The sequence below is a fragment of the Ligilactobacillus pobuzihii E100301 = KCTC 13174 genome, from assembly GCF_000349725.1.
Taxonomy (GTDB): Bacteria; Bacillota; Bacilli; order Lactobacillales; family Lactobacillaceae; genus Ligilactobacillus; species Ligilactobacillus pobuzihii.
The window spans coordinates 34,865-53,928 of sequence record NZ_KB714685.1 but is presented as its reverse complement, the minus strand read 5'-3'; the positions used below and the strand labels follow the sequence as shown (position 1 = coordinate 53,928).

Genomic DNA, 19,064 nt, shown 5'->3' with positions numbered 1-19,064 from the left:
CAAATGGTTCATTACCCACAAAATCTTTAGCCATTAGCACAGCATCGCCCAATCCACGTGGATGAGATTGACGAATAAAGTAAATATTAATATCAGTTGTTTGTTCAACTAACTGCAATAAATCATTCTTGCCCTTTTCTTTTAAGTTTTGTTCCAGTTCAGGCACAGAATCAAAATGATCTTCAATGGCCGTTTTCCCTTCCCCGTCACAATTAAAATATCCTCGATTCCCGACTTCTTAGCTTCTTCAACTATATATTGAATCGTTGGTTTATCGATAATCGATAACATTTCTTTCGCCAATGCCTTAGTAGCAGGTAAGAAACGTGTTCCCAAACCAGCGGCTGGAATGACTGCTTTTCTGACTTTCATTATGTATCTCCTTCATTTTATTAATATAACAAACCATATCATTTTAGTATTTGTTTTTTTCTTTATTAAAGTAAACGCTTTCATCATAATTAATAGATTGATAAACACACTCGTTAGCTTGATTCTAAGATTCTATTTATAAAATAACTATCATCCTGTTTTTTTGATATAATGAACACGTTAATATGAATATTATAAAGGTAGGTGCTCTTTGATGGTACAACGAGATGGAAACAATCAACATAGGCATCATCATTCAAAGCGTAAGAAAAAACGTGTTTGGAAATGGGTCATTGGCATTATATTAGCGTTATTATTGGTAAATGGAGCTGTTTTAGCTAAGTTTTATTATGACGCTAAACATTCAGTCGAATCTACATACACCCCAGTTAAACATAAAACTGGCAGAGATAATGAAGCTGATTTAAAAAAAGGACAACCTTTTTCTGTTCTTTTATTAGGTACAGACACGGGTGAATATGGTAGAACTGAAAAAAATGGTCGTTCTGATACGATCATGGTTGCTACTGTTACTCCCAAGAAAACAACTCTGTTAAGTATTCCACGTGATACATTAGTTACGATTCCAGGTCATGAAGGACATAACAAAATCAATGCAGCTTATTCTTTCGGTGGGATGACTGGTGCTTTAAATACATTACAAAGTTATCTAGATATTCCTCTTGATCATTATGTTGAGGTTAATATGAAGGGACTTGAACAACTATCTGAGGCTATTGGCCCAGTTGAAGTCAATAATGATTTAGACTTCACACAATCAGGAAAACATTTTCCTAAAGGTAAAGTTTCTATTGATCATAATAATATTTTGGCTTTTTCACGTATGCGTCATGAAGATCCACGAGGGGACTATGGAAGACAACTACGACAACGTCAAGTAGTAACAGCGATGGTTAAAAAAATTGCATCAGTTGGTAGTATTACAAAATATAAATCAATATTAAATGCAATTTCTTCAAACATGAAAACGGATATTTCTTTTAATCAGATGAAAGAGCTCTATTCTAACTACAAGGGAGCCACAAATGTATCACAGGTCCAACTTAAAGGACAAGGCCAAATGATTGATGGTGGTTCTTATGAAGTTGTTTCAGATAGTACTTTAAACCAGACTCAAAGTCACTTAAAAAAACAACTAAATATAAACTAAAGTATATTATTAAAATATATAATTTTTTGCTACCTATAATTTTAAAATTTCTTATTATTTATTTGATAAAACCATACTTTTATCAGTTAAATAATAGTATAATAAATGTTGGAAACAAAATATGGGGGTCAATAATAATGAGTAATTTGAAAATAGCCGTTGGTGGTACAGGATATGTTGGTTTAAGTATTGCAACATTACTTGCGCAAAATAACGAAGTTCAAGCTGTGGATATTATACCCGAGAAAGTTGACTTAATTAATTCTAAAAAATCGCCTATCCAAGATAATGAAATAGAAGACTTCCTAGCACATAAAAAATTAAACTTAACAGCAACTTTAGATGCAAAAAAAGCATATTCTAATGCTGATTTTATAGTAATTGCTACTCCAACAAATTATGATAGTGAGCGTCATTTCTTCGATACTTCATCAGTCGAAGACGTATTGAAACTAGTTAAAAACTACAATCCTTCAGCAACAGTTGTTATTAAATCAACAATTCCTGTTGGTTATACAAAATCTATTCGAGAAAAAATGGATATGAATAATATCATATTTAGTCCAGAATTCTTGCGAGAGAGTAAAGCGTTGTATGATAATCTACATCCATCACGTATCATCGTTGGTACTGACTCAAAAGATATTGAATTGACTGAAAAAGCAAAACAATTCGCTTCACTGTTAAAGGAAGGTGCCATAGACGATGACATTCAAACCTTAATAACGGGTTTCACTGAAGCCGAAGCAGTAAAATTGTTTTCAAATACTTATTTAGCTTTAAGAGTGAGTTACTTTAACGAACTGGATACTTATGCTGAAGTTAAGGGTCTAGACACACAAAACATTATTAAAGGGGTTGGGTTAGACCCACGTATTGGTGACCATTATAATAATCCTTCATTTGGATATGGTGGGTATTGTTTACCAAAAGATACGAAGCAATTACTAGCAAATTACAAAGATGTACCACAGAATTTAATTGAAGCAATCGTTAATTCAAACTCGACACGCAAGGATTTTATAGCTGATCAAGTATTAAAGATTGCTGGTTATTATGATTATGATGAAGATACAATGTACAATCCAACAATTGAAAAAAATGTTACTGTAGGCGTTTATAGATTAACTATGAAAAGTAATAGTGACAACTTCAGACAAAGCTCAATTCAGGGTGTAATGAAGCGAATTAAGGCTAAAGGGGCTAATATTATTATTTATGAGCCTACTTTAGACAATGAAACCACTTTCTTTGGAAGCAAAGTGGTCAACGATTTAAATAAATTTAAACAAAAATCAAAAGCAATCATAGCAAATAGATATAATGAATGTTTAGATGATGTTAAAGACAAAGTTTACACTCGCGATTTATTTAGACGTGATTAGCATATCTAGTTCTTTGTCAAGGAGTACTAATAAAATAAATTATTAAAATTAAAAAGTAATGTAAGCATTATTTAGTAAGCAGTGTTCAACTGGACGGCTAGACAAAAATATTTAAATTTGCTTGAACCAAAATAGAGATTCCTGATATGAAACCATGAGTTGCTTCATATCAGGGATCTTTGACGTTATTTGAGTTTAATTCCATGGTAAATAAGGCTCTAGTTCACTTTCAGTTGGGAAAGGTCCCAGCTGAGGAACTAAGGTAAGGATTTTGGTGTAAGCAGTGTTCAACTGGACGGCTAGACAAAAATGTTTGAATTTGCTTGGACCAAAATAGAAATCCCTGATATGAAAGCATGAGTTGCTTCATATCAGGGATCTTTGACGTTATTTGAGTTTAATTCCATGGTAAATAAGGCTCTAGTTCACTTTCAGCTGGAAAAGGCCCTAGCTGAGGAACTACAGTAAGGATTTTGGTTAAATATTTTTGCGGATCGAGGCCATTAGCTTTAGCACTTTCGATCAAAGTCAGCCAGATGGCATTCGCATCAGCGCCTGCCACACTGGTACTGAATAAAAAGTTCTTGCGGTCAATGACTAACGATTTCACTGCTTGTTCACAAGTATTATTGGAAATATCGATCGCACCATACTCTAATAGTTTGTCAATAGCTTCTTTTTGTCCTAGTGCGTATTTAATCGCTTTACCCAATAAGGACTTAGGCAGAGCTGTGCAAGCTGACAAGGACTGCCAAAACTGCTCGAACAAAGGTCTTAAGAATTCTTTCCTTCTGCTCATTCTAGCAGAACTGCTTAAACTGGCCAATTTCTTTTCTTGGTGAAAGATCTGATCAAGTATTTTTAGGGGGCCTTTAGCGGTCTGACTGTATTTAACTGCCTCAAAAAATTTACGGCGTACATGAGCTAAACAGCCCACACGGTCGGCACAATCAACTTTGGGATAAACCTGATACCCATCACATTGTCAAACACCAGTAAAGCTACCGTATAAGGAACGAGCCGATTTTTCGGAACGATCACGTCGATAGGCATAATAAATAGCTTGGAGTTTATCTTTTTGAATCGTGCGCTGGACCCACATCTGTGATTCAGCCGTAGGCTTTTTTCCCGGTTCACGCAAAACCTTGACAACAGTTTCATCACCTTGTAAATAGGGACGTTGCAGTAGCTTTTTATGTAGGAGATCATACAATGATCTGAGCTTATCTGCTCCCTGAATGACCCAAGCAGCTAAAGTCGACTCACAAACATTCCACCCGAAACGATGCCAGTCTTTTAATTGACGATAAAGGGGTGTCCCTAAAACATATTTTTGATAGACGATATTCTCTAACAGAGTGGGGGTAGCCAAACTATGTGGAAATAAAGATGCCGATTTTTCGGCACTAAAGAAAGCTGTCTGACCGTTATTTTTTGCTAGACAATCAGCACAATCACAAGCATAGGTTTCAACATATTCCCCGACCACCCATAATTCAGCAGCTTTGTAGTGCAGTTTTTTTATTTATAACGACTAGTTTTGTCCCAGTACCAATCATAGCTTGTGCTTAACTTGCATTAAAGACAGTCAATTAAGCAGTGCTTACCTTCAAGCTTCGAATTATCTTATCTTATATTTTTTTAGAGCTTTATTGAAAAATAAACATAAAACATAATAAATTGATCTAATCATACTTAAATGCTCATATTTTCTATATAATTCCCAATGATACTTCAAAACACTCAACTTATTCCTAGAAAGAGAATCACTCCTGATACGATAACTTGCTAAATTTAAAGAAAGTCCATAGCAATAGTCAGTTTTCCTTAAAATTTTCAACCAAAGAGCAAAGTCATTTCTCTTTTTAATTTTAGGAACATCAAACTTACCCAAATTCTCCTGGTTATATATAACGCTTAAGTTACCAATCGGGTTGCCCAAAAATAATGCTTTATGATAGTTAATAAATTTAGGAGGCATAAAAACTTTATCCAAAACATTGCCATTTTCATCAATTTGACCATAACCAGTACAAGAGAAATCAACATCATTTTTCTGCATAAAACCTATTTGTTTTTCCAATTTTCTTTCATTCCACAAATCATCACTATCTAAAAAGGCAACATATTTTCCATGAGAAAGATAAATCCCTTTTGTTCTTGCTACGGCAGCTCCGCTATTCTTTCTTAGTTTGATATAATTTATATTACTATTGCTTTTTTGATAATTTTGAACAACTAAATCAGTATTGTCGTTGCTACAATCATCAACAATTATTAATTCCCAATTTTTGATAGTTTGATTCAGTACGGAATCGATGGCAGATGAAATAAAATCGGCGCAATTATAAGTAGGCATTATAATTGATACTAAAATAGACTGTTTAATCTCATTTACCTCCTAAATTTTATTACTATGCTTTTCCTTTTCTCCATAGTATCCATAATAATTACTGCCAGTACTAGTAACATCGTTTAATATAGTTCCTAATATTCTAGCATCAACATGCTGTAATAAGCCTACGGCTTGTTTAACCCCATCCTTCGTCGCAAAAGAATCACGAACCACTAATATAGTTCCGTCCACGTTTGACGCTAATAGTTGCGCATCAGTGACAGATAAAATAGGCGGTGCATCGTAAATTACCATATCAAAATTTTTATATAGTGTGTTCATAAGCTTAAGCATACTCCGTGATCCAATTAACTCGGAAGGGTTTGGCGGCGTTGGTCCACTTGGAAGAACATATAAGTTATCAACCGAAGTTTTGTATATAATCTTATTTAGATCAAAATCATTATTTGTCAAAAAATTAGTTGCTCCAGCTGTAGAACTAATATTAAATGTTGATCTAACCGTTGACCTTCTAAAATCAGCATCAACCAGAATTGTTCTTAAGTCTTGTTTTGAAAATGAAGCTGCTACATTGGCCGTAACAGTAGATTTGCCTTCCGACGCCGTAGCTGAAGAGAACATAAGGCTTTTTAGTTTAGAGTCAACATTTGAAAATTTTATATTTGTTCTAATTGTATTAAATTGTTCAGTATCGGTAGAGTCAGGAAAATCGATTGTGACCATAGGTACACCATAATACATACTATTAGTTTCCAAACTCTTCTTTTTTTTAAAAAAAGACATTTTATTCACTCCTTATAGTAATAAATATATTAAACTCTTCTACGATTCTCGATTTTTTCATCACCTTTATGTTCATTAATTACAGTAACTGTTCCAAACTTTCGCTTACTTTTCTTCAAATGATAAACAGTACCTAAATTTGTCAAGCCTAAATTTTCCGCTAAAAACTCTGTTCCATGAATACTTTTATCTAATAATTCTTTGGCTAAATAAAATATAACACCTAATAAAATGCCGAAAAGAAACCCAATAATCGTATTCAAAAATACATTTGGCGAAACTTGTTTTGTATCAGCACTCGCGCGAGTAACAACTGTAACATTATCAACTTTCATTATCTTAGTAATTTTCTTAGTAAAGATTTTACCTATACTATTCGCGATATCAGCTGCTGTGTAGGCATTATCATCAGATACAGTGACACTTAATAACTGTGAGCTAGTTTCATTTTCAATTTCAATCGAATCTTTTAGTGTATCAATATTACCTTGATAATTATTTTTTTGTTTAGCTTCCTTCAAGACTGAAGCAAGAACTATTGGTTTTTGTAAAACATCTTTATAAGTATTAATTGCTTGCAAGTCTGCTTGTTGAGTTGTATATTCAGCATTTGAATCTTCAGACTTTTGATTTACCAAAAGGTCGATTGTAGCTTCATATTTAGGTGTTATTGCAAAAAAAGAAATTAATAGACTTAATACGCCTAATACAATTCCACAAAAAATTATTTTTACCCATTTGTCTTTTAATATTAAGAAAAAACGCTTAATATCAAAAATATCCTTAGATTTTTCATTTTTATTCATTATTATTTTCCCCGCTTATTAAGTTTAATTTTACTAAACAAATTTGTAACAATATTTCTTATTTTTTTATCGAAGATAATTTGACCGATCAAAACTAAAATTCCAACTGTTAAAAAAACTAAATCGTTTGTTATAACAAAAAGAAGAACACTGAATATTGCATAAACTAAATGTAATAACATTATTTTTAAAAAATTAGGGTCAATCTTATCTTGTTGATAAATATCTTTTAATCTAATTAAAGTAACTATCAGAAAAGAAATTATATTCGAAATAGCCGCACCATATGTACCAACTTTAGGAATTAAAAAAACACTTAAAATAACATTAACTATAGCACCAACTAGCGTTGTTATAAATATTGGTCCCGTCCTTTTACTAGCAGTATACATCGTTCCTAGAAAGCCAGATAAACTTGAATAAATTACGGTCAATAAAATTAATGGTGTTAGCTTCCAACCAACATAATATTGATCACTTAAAATAATATCAAATAATGGGCGGATTACTGTTATAAGCGCAAAAGAAACAAAAAAGATAAAACTCAAAAAATACTCAAATACATTTGTAATAAATTGTCTACTATCTCTAGATTTATATTCTTCCACTGCCGACATCTGCCAAGATTGAAAAAAAATATTTGTTAACGTACTTAACATGTTAGGTATTTTACTAGACATAGCATAAATACCATTTGCTCCGGATCCCAAAAACATAATAATAAAAAACCTATCAGAAGTAGAATTTAACCACCAAGCTAAAGTATTTGGAATTAAAGGAACACTATATCTAATCATTTCTTTAAATTTAATTGTATTCCATTTGTTAAAGCTAAAATGACTATATATATTAGTAGATATTGAAATGTATAATATCGCAACGAAAAGCGCAATAATCATTGAAATTAAATAACCACTAATTCCCTGTTTGAGAACAACGAGTAAAAAAATATTCAGAATTCCCATAACAAATGTATTAATTATTCCAGCAACAGCAAACTTTTTTACATGACCCACAGCTCTAACATAATTAGACATTAATGAATACAACATCGTAAAGACTAATAATAGTCCCGTTAATTTAACAGGATATCCATGAATCAAAGGCTCCAACAGAAAACCCAAAATGATGCTGATAATCGATGCTAGAAGTGTAAAAATCAAACCTGTACTAAAAATTTTTTCTTTATCTTCATTACTATCAAGAGAAAACCTAAAAACGGCATCATACATATCCAAACACACAATAGGTGCAATTAAGGTGACAAATGTAGTTAAAAAATCAGTCTTACCGAATTGACTGGAACTCAATGTATATGAATATATCGGTACCATTATGAACTGCATCATTTTGCTTCCAAAATTTCCAATTGCGAATATTACAGAATTTCCAATCAACTTGTGATACCGGTTCATTACCTCTCCTCCTCATATTAATTTTACAAGCCAATCCTCTTTCTCAAGGTTTTAAAATGGTCTTGCAAAACATCAAGTTTTTTATCCGATATATCTCGTCTTGAAAGTCCATCAATTAGTTTAATTGTTGAGTCTGAGTCAAGTTTGTCCACAAAGCAAATATAATCCAAATTTTTTATCCATTGGTAGGTACCTAAAATCTTATGATCTAACGATTTCGTAACTACACAAGGTGTATTAGTTATTGCACAGAAAACCATTCCATGCATCCTATCAGTAATAACCACTTTTGAGCGCATAAATTGATTTAATTTAGAATTAACTTCAATTTCTCGTAACTCATTTGATATATTTCGAGCAACTACGGTATCATCAATTAACAAATCAGGAAAATGTTTTTGTAAATTTAATAATACTTTATCATTTGAAATACTTTCCTTATCAGATCTAATACATGACATAATCATTGAGCGCTTCTTCCGTTGCTTTCCAAAAATAGAAGAAAGATAAAAAACAATATCTGGGCATATTAGAACTTTAGCCTGCGGAAAACAAGCTTTCATTAAATTATATGATTTTTCTTCCCGAGCAATTAAAGTCAAATTAGGGTGTGAATTATAAACCTTCATTGTTTTCTTTAACTCTCTTCTGCCTGACTTGGTGTTCCTAAAATCAATAGTTTGTGGCATGGACACAATTTTATTGGATAAAAAATTTTCAATAATAAATCTTCTAGCAAACTCTTCCCAAGGATAAAGATTTCCCATGTTTCCACCACCAGGCAAAAAAATAATATCGTCTTCTTTTATTTTCTCTTTTAACCTTTTAAAATCTTTATACGTTTGCGAAAAATTTACTATGACAACCTTATAATCGCTAAAATAATCTTTTAAAAATGCAATTGTGGCATATATAATAGCTTGATCTCCCATATTTCCATGTTTTGGAACCAACATAAGATATATTTTTGAATTATTAACATCATTAAAAAAGGATTCTTTTCCTCTAACCAGTTTAGTTTTAGCGTATATTCTTTGCATAAGATTTTTAAATTCATTCTTCATACTACTTCCTCATCCTCTTTATTATTGCACCGATTTTAGAACGTAACTTAGGAGAAATTGCAAAAACTAGTGCTTCTAAATAGACACCGAATATTTTAGAATTTTGTAACACAAACTTTTTATCAGACAAAAAGACATGGTAATTTCCACGCGTACATAATCCCATATAATGATGTGACAAATAAGACAAACAAATTTTTTTACTTTTATCTGACAAATTACTGTCACGATAAATTTGTTGTAAATCATGACAATTTTTTTTCTCATGTTCTATATTTTTTTTACTATAGGCATTTTGATTTATTGAGCCATCCCTTATTACATAATTATACAAAGGATTACTAATATAAGCATATGTATTAGCCTTCAACAAAACTTGTGGAGTCCATAATTCATCTTCATGCAAACGTCCTTTTTTAAAAAACAAACCATTGTCGATGATAAAATTTCTCTTGACTGCCTTAAGCCAAACCGCAGCATATAAATACATAAATTTTGAAATTGTCTGCACCAAAAATTTATCGCCACTTACTATACATGAATTATCGTATTTTGTATTATAATTAGAAATTCTACCGCCAACCCTTTTAAAAGCGTTGTATTCCAAAACGTCAATATCTCCATAATTATCCAAAGACCTATCAACTGTACATAGTAAATTTTTTTCTACAAAATCATCACTATCAACAAAAATTAAATAATCACCACTCGCTCTTTTTATCCCCTCGTTTCGAGCCGCTGATAACCCTTGATTTTTTTGTTTTAAATATATAAATCTTTTATCTTTTTCAGAAAAAGATTGGGCTATTTTTCCACTTTTATCAATTGAACCATCATCAACCATTACAACTTCAAATTGATTGAAATTTTGATTTTTCAAACTTTTTAAACATCTATTTAAATATTTATCAACGTTATAAATTGGCACAATAAAACTATATTTTCTCATTTACTTCTCCATCTATTCCTTCATTTTTTCTAGAAAAATATATTGTTGCAAATAAAATCAAATAATTCACAAAAATACCTGGCCCGTAACCAATCAATCTCCCTTTAACTAAAACAATAAAATAAGAAATTAAATTAAAAATTATAATTGTTTTTTCTTTCTTGCTAGTGTTTAAACAAGCCATTCGGAAATTATAAATTATAAAAACACAAAATAGAATGGTACCTAGTAGTCCAAACATCCAAGTGATATTTGTATATCCAACATCCGTTCTATATCCGTTCACTGCAGAATATACACTATACCCTGTACCAAAATACTTTTGAAACAAATTATCAGGAGTTTTAACTAAATCCTGTAATAACATGTAGTAGGTAGAATCTTGATTTACATTTTGAATTGGATTTACTACATAATTAGTTTTCATTAGGCTATCATAAACACCACCAAAATCCGTTACAATCCATTTTACAGTAGCATTCATACTCTTTAATCCAATTTCAATAATTTTAGGGAGTATAATATAAAAAGAATAAATTAAAGAAACACCCAAACCACTTATTTTTAGCATTTTACCAAATAAATTGCCATTTTCGATTATTTTGAGAAAAACAGCTATGATAAACACAATTAACCCAGTCCTTGAATTAAACCAAATAGAGAACATTATTAAAAGTAATTGAATAATTCTCATAAATTTGTGCCTATTAAAAGTAAAAAGAGCATATCCCGCAGCCAATCCCATGCCATAACCGAATAAGTCAATTAAGGAAGAGCTAAAACCATATCCACGTCTTTCTAATAACCATGGATTTTGATACAAATCACTACTAAATTTTAAAAATAAGGATCTTACTGTCGGTATTAAATACGCTAGTATAGATAAAACTCCTTGAATAGAAGCACAATTAATTATCAAATCATAGACGACATAAATATTTCCTTTTGTACTTCGAACTTTATGCAGAATTACTTCTATATTCAAAAATTGAATGCCTGTCAAAATTAACAACTGGTTCAACCCTTTAAGTCGATTTATTAGCATAAAGTCATGACTAACGAATAAAATATCAACCAAAGATACTATAATCATATATATACTCAAAAAAATGAAGAATCCATAAAATCTATTCATCGTAGTTTCTTTAAAAATAGATAAATCTATGTTCCCTTGATCTCTCAAAATTATGAAAAATATTGTAATACAACCTAAAACATAAATAAATGATACTGGAAGTATCGGTGGCTCAAAAATAGCTAGGAAAACATACAAATTTAAAAAAAATTTTTCGTATTTTGAACTCATCTAAAAAATGCCTCTTCCTTTACAAAAAAATAAAAGCAGTCTAATTGGAACAAAACGAAATAAATGGAAAATAAAACATCTGATTCCACTACCCCTTGCCACACTTTCATTAAAAATATACTTATTTTCGATAAAAGCACGATTAATCTTATAGTCATACCCATTCATCTTTAAATATCGTAATAAACCTGATAAATAAAAGTTATCTAAAAAATAATTAATTTCTTTTTTAAATTCACTTCCTTGATAATTTTTTAGAATATTTTTTTTCAATAAAAAAGAATTGAAATCATCTCTAGTGTATGCATAATACCCCCCAGTAACTGAATTTTCCCTAATATCATAATTAAAACACACTTTATTTGAGTAATATATATCCTTACAACATAATAAAGCCCTTATAATAAATTCGGAATCTTCTCCAATCCTCACTCCTGATGAAAACCATATTTCATTTTTTAACAAAAAATTTTTTTCAAAAATAATCGAACTAATATTAATAGGGAACTGTTTTAAAAAATACTTTTTCAAAGCATCATTTCTCATATAAATTAGTTCACTGGAGTTTCCAATTTCCATTTTATAAATTTTATTACTTTTGCCCTTAATTCTTTTTCTATACGCAAAAGAAAATAAACTAACATTTTTATTTTTCTGAATTTTGTCCAAAAAAAATTTAAGAGTTCCAATTTCTAACTGATCATCCGAATCAAAAAAATATATATATTTTCCCCTTGCGGCTTTTACTCCATTATTTCTAGCTACAGAAACCCCTGCATTTTTTTGAGTAATAACATTTATATTTTCTTGATAATTTTTCTGTTCAAATTTTTTCATTATCGACAAAGTTGAATCAGTGGATCCATCATCAACTAAAACTAATTCACAATTATCTAATCCTTGTTCTTTAAAAATTGATAATGTTCTCTTAAGAAAGGATTCGGAATTATAACATGGAATAACAATTGACAAAATAATTATTTCACTCATATTGATCCTCCTAAAACAAATCAGTAATCACTTTGTAGACTTTTCATTTTTAACTACCTCTGATGCAATTGCCGTCCCACTGGAAACCCCCTCAGTACTTTCAGATTCAAACAAAATCTTGATAGTGGCAAAAATAATTTTTAAATCTTCAAAAATACTTGGATTAGCAATATACATAAGATCCATTTCTAATTTGTTATATGGTGTTGTATTATATTTTCCATATACTTGAGCATACCCAGTCAAACCGGCCTTAGCTTGTAATCTCATTGCGAACTCAGGTAACTCTTCATTATATTGTTGAGCAATTTCCGGACGTTCAGGACGTGGACCAACTATGCTCATATCACCCTTAATAATATTAAATAACTGTGGCAATTCATCAAAACGAACTTTCCGAATAAATTTACCAACTGGTGTTACACGATCATCATCTTCACCCGTACTTAATCGAGCTACTCCATCTTTTTCAGCATCTACTCGCATCGAGCGAAATTTCATCACTTTAAATTCGCGACCATCTTTAGTCAAACGTATCTGTTTATATAATATTGGACCATGATCTGTTGCTTTTATAGCAATTGCCACGCATAACATAAATGGAGAAGTTACTATAAAAGCTAATATTGCTACAATAATATCAAATGCTCTCTTTAAAAACAGATATTCAAGGTTAGGACTATATCGTCCTAAATGAAGCACTGGTAAATGAAGCATGTGCATCTTTTCTGCCCCACTCATAATTACATCACCAATTCTAGGTAAAATATATACACGAATGTCATGTTGAATACAATACTTAATAATTTGGTTACGTTCATGACTATGTACGTTGTCAAGAAACACAATTTCGAAAGACTTTAATTCAAATAATTTATCAACGATATCCTTGTCCGCTTTAATAGATTTCTGTACATTAAACTTGTTACCTAATCCATATTCGTTAATAGTCTCTTTTAAATCATTTTCTTCATCATAAATAATAGCTGTTTTTTTTGATGGGAAAGCTTTGAAATACCAATTAAATGAAAAACTGCTCCATAGATAGGCAACTACTGCCTGAACTAGGAGACACAGGATAATTGGCATGATCCTAGGAAAATGTCTGGTTAACAATGCAATCACAAAATACATGATCCCATCTGTAAACAAACATGATAATACTTGACTATAAAATTTCTCTGATACTGACGACAAGGAAACCACAAACGCATCATATGTTCTACCATACAGAAAATAAATCAAAGCAAACAAAGCAATAACTGCCCAATTACCTACATTATAAAATGGATCAACAATTGTTTTTGCATACACAAAATACCATGTACCAGCAAAAACTAAAGTCTGCAAAACTAGATTCAATGCTTTCGTTAGTCTTAACTGTAAGTCATGGTAAAAATACTTATTTGTAAATATTTGTTGTACGTCATTTGGACTTTTTTGACTCATAACCTCCATAATCCCCCTCATAAAGTTTAATATTTATCTTATCCCATCTTCAGCTTGAACATATTTTTTTAGCCCCTGTTCAATCGAAAAATCTGGTCGATATCCCAAAGAACTTATTTTTGAAATATCCGCATACGACTCTTTAATATCTCCAGTCCTTGCTGGCAAATACTCAATATCAATTTTTTTACCCATTGCTTTTTCAAAAGCATGAATATCATCATTTAAAGTTGTCTGATTACCTGTAGCTACATTGTAGACATCATGTAACGCTCTATCGTCATGAAGTAACAACATAAGGGCATTAATCACATCTTTAACGTACGTGAAATCTCGTGTCTGCTCACCATCACCGAAAACTGTAAATTTACTATCATTCAGCAAACAATTATGTATAATCGAAAGTACCCCCGAATAAGGCGATTCCGGATTTTGTTTTGGCCCATAGACATTAAAAAAACGAGTTGCTACCGTTGGTAAACCATATAACTTACCATAATCAACTGCGTATCGTTCACTAGCAAACTTGTCAATTGCGTATGGCGTTAGAGGGTCAACGGGCGAAGTTTCTTTTTTAGGAAGTTCTGGGTCATTACCATATATAGCTGCAGAAGATGCAAACAAAATCTTTTTGACCGGCAATTTAAATTTTCTAACAGTTTCAAAAACATTTAGGTTTGCTTCCATGTTTATCTTATGTGTTTCTTGAGGACGTTCAATTGAATCAGCTACACTGGCCACTGCTCCTAAAAGAACTATGTAATCAAACTTTTCCTTTTTCAACAGATCTTGCATAAAAGTAAAGTCGGTAATTGATTTTTTTAGAAATGTTAGCCCACATTCAACGAACTCTGCGATATTTGAATATTTTCCCATAGACAAATCATCGACAACTACTACTTCATTCCCTTGTGCAACAAGATTTTCAACTAAATTCGAACCTATAAATCCTGCTCCACCTGTCACCAGATACTTATCCATTATTTTCCCCCATAAAATAATTCATTATTTACTTACACTTCAACCATTTTTAGATTATATACCTTTTGCAATATTTTTCAAATTACATTTATAAAAATAAAGTAATAATCATTTTAATTATTTTATATAACATCATTATTCAAAACGCACCTTTTATCAACATTGGAAATATCTGCCGTTTTGAATCTTGACGTATCATAGTTAGATTATTATTTCTTCCTACGTCATCTATTATAACTTTTTATCTTGACCATTAGTTTATATTATTTTGTTAACTGTATTTATATTAAAAATATTCTAAACGGCAAAATCCCGATATCATAAAATTTTTGTCTTTATTACATGAAAAAAGCCTAATTCAGTTCAATGTACTATTCAACTTTTGTTACTCATTCAAGTCAAAAACAATCAATCATTTAGAATATTCCTAACCTCTGTAAGCACAATATCAGTGACTTTCTTAATTTTAGACTGGGAATACATTACCGAACTTCTACTTTCTTTCAACAATCCTAAGTTTCTTTTCATCTTCAAGATCCGATAAACTGACTGATCAATGTTTTTCTCAGGTATTTGCTTATTCTGGATAGCTTCTTTAATTGCGGGGATCCCATCTGCGTAATTACTACTTAACAATATATCATTACCAGCCTTAACTGCAGCAACATCAGGGTTTATTCTATGTTGTTTGCTGTAATCTTGAATCGCTCCCATACTTAGATCATCTGAAACGATCACCTTCTTAAAATTCAAATCTTGACGTAAAAGATGGTGAACTTTAGGTGATAAAGAAGCTGGTAATTTAGGGTCAACGTCAGAAATAATAATATGCGAAACCATTACACTATCGGCGCCTTTATTAATTCCTGCTTTAAAAGGTATAAAATCGTTCTTTTTAAAATCTTTTAATGAGCGATCCGTCTTAGCGATCCCTGTATGTGTATCGCCTGTTGACCCGTAACCTGGAAAGTGCTTTAAACTTGTCGCGACTTTTTGTTTACAGGTAGTTTCAACTACTTTTCCAACATATTTACCAGTTTTCTTGTACCCTTTTCCTAAAGTTCTGGCATAAATAAAACTATCCTTATTTTGAGTAACATCAGCTACGGGTGCAAAGTTCCAATTCACGCCCAAATCATGCAAAATTTTAGCTGTCTGTTTTGTTTCCTGAGTAACACCTTTTAGTCCTTTCTTTTGATAAACCTCTTGGGGTGCAGGGAATTCTCGCTTATTCGTTAGTTTTGGTCCTTGACTTAAACGAGACACCTCGCCACCTTCCTGATCTGTTCCGATCAGCAATGGAATCTGGGCACTCTTTTGAAGCCCAGACGTCTTTTGCTTAAACTGTGTGCGAGTTTGATTTTCAAAATCTGTTCCAAACAAAGCGATCCCACCCAAATGATAGTCCTTGATTGCTGCTTGTGCTTGTTGAACATCACCCGTGCTTGAAATCACATACATCTGGCCGATTTTTTCATCTAATGTCATCTGCTTGATTTCTGTTTTTAATTGTTTATTAGTCGGCGTTTTTTCTGGCACTTTCTTAGCCACAACGTTTTGCAGTGGCAAAACCAACAGCAGTACTCCCAACAAAAATGCTACTTCGATCTTTCTCTTCATTTTTAGCCACCTTACTTACAGAAAAAAACGAAATGCCATCCAACTAAATTTAGCATTCCGTTTTAAACTAGACTATTTTAATATACTTTCTCACTGACCTTGGTAGCGCCCCCTAATTTATTGATTACATAATCATCGCCATCTTTAGAGACTACGCCTGGGTATGAGAAAACTTGTACTTTACGTTCATCTTCTTTGTCGAAGTTAAATTTGACCTGAAAATTAACTGCACTAGTTCCATTTTCGTCTGGAGCGACGCTTTTTACATCGACTTCATAGTCAAAAGTATATATATCGTCATCATCGTCAAAGGCTTTTGACATTTCATAAAGCTCATTAAAGTCCTTATTGTTCTGCCCATCTTTAAAAGAATCTGCGGCATCATCTGATTGATTTTGCGCATCTATAAAAGCATTCTCAAATAAAGTCTGTGCGTCGCTCTTACTGATCACTCCTTCAAACTTAGGTGTGATTGCAGAGGGGGTACCATAATACTGCGCTTCAGTTAATTTCTTAACAACATTAACTGTTTTAGAGCTAACTGCCTTGTCATTGACCTTATATTCTAGATGAACTTCCATGTTCCCTTTTTCTGGTTTATCAGTGACCCGATACTTACCAGTGTCACCGATTTTACCCAGTTTCTCGTCGTTTAAATAAACTTCCGAACCCGGAAAACCTTTGATCGTAAAGGAAACTGTCTTTAGATCCATTTGAATATCATCACCAGATTTTGTCAGATCTCTAGTAGCTGAGTTTTGCATTTTATTACCTGAAATTGTCCCCTTAGTTTTAAAAGAATAAGTTCCTGGAGCATATGGCCCAGCCTTGTAACTCTTCTTATCAGATGTCGCCGTAGCTAATTTCTTGTTACCTTGATAGAATTTAACGCCTGCATGGTTAGTATGCAACGTTACGTATGCTGGTGTAATATTCAATTTATATTTAGGAAATAACAATAAGTACTTACCGTCTTGTTTTAATTCAAAGTTCTGATAACTGCCAGTATTACGCATACTTGACTTAAACTTAGCCAACTGTGCTTTATGTGTCTTGAAATATTTTTGCGTTGGCTGTAAGTTCTTATCATTGATTTTCATACTTGGATCGTCAGTCGTGGCATACTTGGCCAAATCACCATCACTGGAAAGTGCCGTCACGATTCGGTCTAATTGTTTATCAGCACTATAATAGTTCTTACCGAACATGTAGCCACCAATCAGTAAGACCACCACTACTACACCTACGATCCAGCTAATCTTAGTCTTCTGGCTCATAGGCTTTTTAGGTACTTTCTGAGTTGAACGCTGTTGGTGCTCACCTGTTTGAGCATTATTTGTTTGATCATTTTTAGATTGCGTGTCAGCTTTTTTCTTTAAATACTCTTCTACATTATAACCACAGTTACCACAAAACTGTGTTCCCTTTTCGATCTCATTTCCACAGTGTGGACAAAACATTTTTTCCATTATAAACACCCCTCACCAGACTACTTCACAACTATTAGAAGATATCTTCAAACATTGAGCTTATTTCACTGAATAAAGCTCCACCACCTAGATACATAATGACCGCAATAATAATGGCATTCACAATAGTTAATAGAAAAACACCATAGATCCGGTCATGTTTTACAGGTAAGTTAGTTGCGAGAACTGACGTATATAAGCCTAAGCTCCACATGGACATGATCAGGCTGATTATAATAAAAATCAAGGATACACCTGCGATCGAAGTACTCAAGAAAGCAAACAGAAAAATAACCACGTTGAAAATTACATTTAAGTTTGTATAATTTGCAACTCTATTCAAAAACGTTAAAAAATCTTCTTTAGATTCATAAAAAGTTCGTTTAATCAAGTAAGCCGCTCCTGCCAACAAGAAACTAGCCAACAAAAGAAAAATCAGCATTTTAATAAAAAAGGCCGGGCTAAGGTTCATATAGGAAGCAGTAGAACTTTCCCCACCAAAAGCCTCAACAAAACTATTGGCAGCATCAGAAGCTTTACGTATAAACCCTCTGACAATTATGTAGACGCTCAGTACAAAAATCACGTTTTCCCCAATAAGCGTACCTAAGCCAAAATATTTATTGACATCTTGTACCTTGAAAGGAGCCTTCCACGAATTTACCAACCACTGCCAGTATGACCTTGCACCCACGCTAAAACTGCTTGGTTGGGCTGACGCCTGTGATTGCTGGGGTGCTTGTTGTTGAAATTGTTGGTTATTATCATCACTTGAAGCTTGCTTTTCAGGCTGTTCTTGTTCAAGTATATTTTCTTTGGTTGCACCTTGCTCTTGGTCTTTGACCTCAACATTTGTTACGTCGGTCCCACACTTCACGCAAAACTTTGTTTCACTTGTCAATTGTGTACCACAGTTTGGACATACTTTCATTCTTACTTCCCCCTAAT

16 protein-coding genes and 2 pseudogenes are annotated in these 19,064 nt (G+C 32.3%); 2 read left to right on the top strand and 16 right to left on the bottom strand.

Going from position 1 to position 19,064, the window contains the following annotated elements; all coding sequences use genetic code 11:
• Positions 1-372 (bottom strand): annotated as a pseudogene (locus tag LACPOB_RS12910) (UTP--glucose-1-phosphate uridylyltransferase); the annotation flags it as partial.
• A 214-nt stretch (positions 373-586) separates the two neighbouring features.
• On the opposite strand from LACPOB_RS12910, the gene LACPOB_RS0101820 reads away from it, so the two are divergent.
• Together LACPOB_RS0101820 and LACPOB_RS0101815 are read left to right on the top strand one after the other, a co-directional pair.
• On the top strand, positions 587-1,543 hold the full coding sequence (locus LACPOB_RS0101820; protein WP_017867133.1) for an LCP family glycopolymer transferase: 957 nt from the start codon (positions 587-589) through the stop codon (positions 1,541-1,543).
• A 137-nt stretch (positions 1,544-1,680) separates the two neighbouring features.
• On the top strand, positions 1,681-2,928 hold the full coding sequence (locus tag LACPOB_RS0101815; protein ID WP_017867132.1) for a nucleotide sugar dehydrogenase: 1,248 nt from the start codon (positions 1,681-1,683) through the stop codon (positions 2,926-2,928).
• Positions 2,929-3,325: 397 nt separating this feature from the next.
• Here the strand turns inward: LACPOB_RS0101815 and LACPOB_RS12905 are convergent, their stop codons facing one another.
• The 15 genes and pseudogenes from LACPOB_RS12905 to LACPOB_RS0101740 all read right to left on the bottom strand — a co-directional run bounded on the left by LACPOB_RS12905 (position 3,326) and on the right by LACPOB_RS0101740 (position 19,047).
• A complete protein-coding gene (locus LACPOB_RS12905) occupies positions 3,326-3,490 on the bottom strand; it encodes a transposase domain-containing protein (protein ID WP_258420981.1) in 165 nt (54 codons plus the stop codon).
• A pseudogene (gene tnpC, locus LACPOB_RS12900) lies at positions 3,488-4,417 on the bottom strand (IS66 family transposase); the annotation flags it as partial. The pseudogene tnpC and the gene LACPOB_RS12905, both read right to left, overlap by 3 nt.
• Before the next feature lie 132 nt (positions 4,418-4,549).
• Entirely contained in the window at positions 4,550-5,287 is a 738-nt protein-coding gene (locus LACPOB_RS0101800) for a glycosyltransferase family 2 protein (RefSeq protein WP_017867129.1), read from the bottom strand.
• A gap of 42 nt (positions 5,288-5,329) precedes the next feature.
• Complete coding sequence (locus tag LACPOB_RS0101795; protein ID WP_017867128.1) at positions 5,330-6,067, bottom strand: CpsD/CapB family tyrosine-protein kinase; 738 nt, start codon at positions 6,065-6,067, stop codon at positions 5,330-5,332.
• A gap of 29 nt (positions 6,068-6,096) precedes the next feature.
• Positions 6,097-6,873 (bottom strand): YveK family protein, encoded by a 777-nt coding sequence (locus LACPOB_RS0101790; protein WP_017867127.1) that lies wholly within the window; start codon positions 6,871-6,873, stop codon positions 6,097-6,099.
• A gap of 2 nt (positions 6,874-6,875) precedes the next feature.
• On the bottom strand, positions 6,876-8,288 hold the full coding sequence (locus LACPOB_RS0101785; protein ID WP_017867126.1) for a lipopolysaccharide biosynthesis protein: 1,413 nt from the start codon (positions 8,286-8,288) through the stop codon (positions 6,876-6,878).
• 23 nt (positions 8,289-8,311) lie between these two features.
• Positions 8,312-9,352 carry a polysaccharide pyruvyl transferase family protein gene (locus tag LACPOB_RS11540; RefSeq protein ID WP_017867125.1) on the bottom strand — a complete coding sequence of 347 codons (1,041 nt, stop codon included), beginning with the start codon at positions 9,350-9,352 and terminating at the stop codon, positions 8,312-8,314.
• Position 9,353: 1 nt separating this feature from the next.
• A complete protein-coding gene (locus LACPOB_RS0101775; protein WP_017867124.1) occupies positions 9,354-10,301 on the bottom strand; it encodes a glycosyltransferase in 948 nt (315 codons plus the stop codon).
• Positions 10,288-11,607 (bottom strand): hypothetical protein, encoded by a 1,320-nt coding sequence (locus LACPOB_RS0101770; RefSeq protein WP_017867123.1) that lies wholly within the window; start codon positions 11,605-11,607, stop codon positions 10,288-10,290. Before LACPOB_RS0101770 ends, LACPOB_RS0101775 begins: the two co-directional genes overlap by 14 nt.
• Positions 11,608-12,597, bottom strand: coding sequence for a glycosyltransferase family 2 protein (locus tag LACPOB_RS0101765; protein ID WP_017867122.1), 990 nt, complete (start codon positions 12,595-12,597; stop codon positions 11,608-11,610). It lies immediately after the preceding gene.
• 27 nt (positions 12,598-12,624) lie between these two features.
• Entirely contained in the window at positions 12,625-14,046 is a 1,422-nt protein-coding gene (locus LACPOB_RS11535) for a sugar transferase (RefSeq protein ID WP_051056363.1), read from the bottom strand.
• Between the two features lie 33 nt (positions 14,047-14,079).
• The gene (locus LACPOB_RS0101755; RefSeq protein WP_017867120.1) at positions 14,080-15,027 is read right to left on the bottom strand and encodes a GDP-mannose 4,6-dehydratase; all 948 of its coding nucleotides are present in this window, start codon (positions 15,025-15,027) and stop codon (positions 14,080-14,082) included.
• A 408-nt stretch (positions 15,028-15,435) separates the two neighbouring features.
• Positions 15,436-16,647, bottom strand: coding sequence for a glycoside hydrolase family 3 N-terminal domain-containing protein (locus LACPOB_RS11530; RefSeq protein WP_017867119.1), 1,212 nt, complete (start codon positions 16,645-16,647; stop codon positions 15,436-15,438).
• 77 nt (positions 16,648-16,724) lie between these two features.
• A complete protein-coding gene (locus LACPOB_RS0101745) occupies positions 16,725-18,116 on the bottom strand; it encodes a zinc ribbon domain-containing protein (protein ID WP_017867118.1) in 1,392 nt (463 codons plus the stop codon).
• A 34-nt stretch (positions 18,117-18,150) separates the two neighbouring features.
• Complete coding sequence (locus LACPOB_RS0101740; protein WP_017867117.1) at positions 18,151-19,047, bottom strand: zinc ribbon domain-containing protein; 897 nt, start codon at positions 19,045-19,047, stop codon at positions 18,151-18,153.
• Between the last annotated feature and the right edge of the window lie 17 nt (positions 19,048-19,064).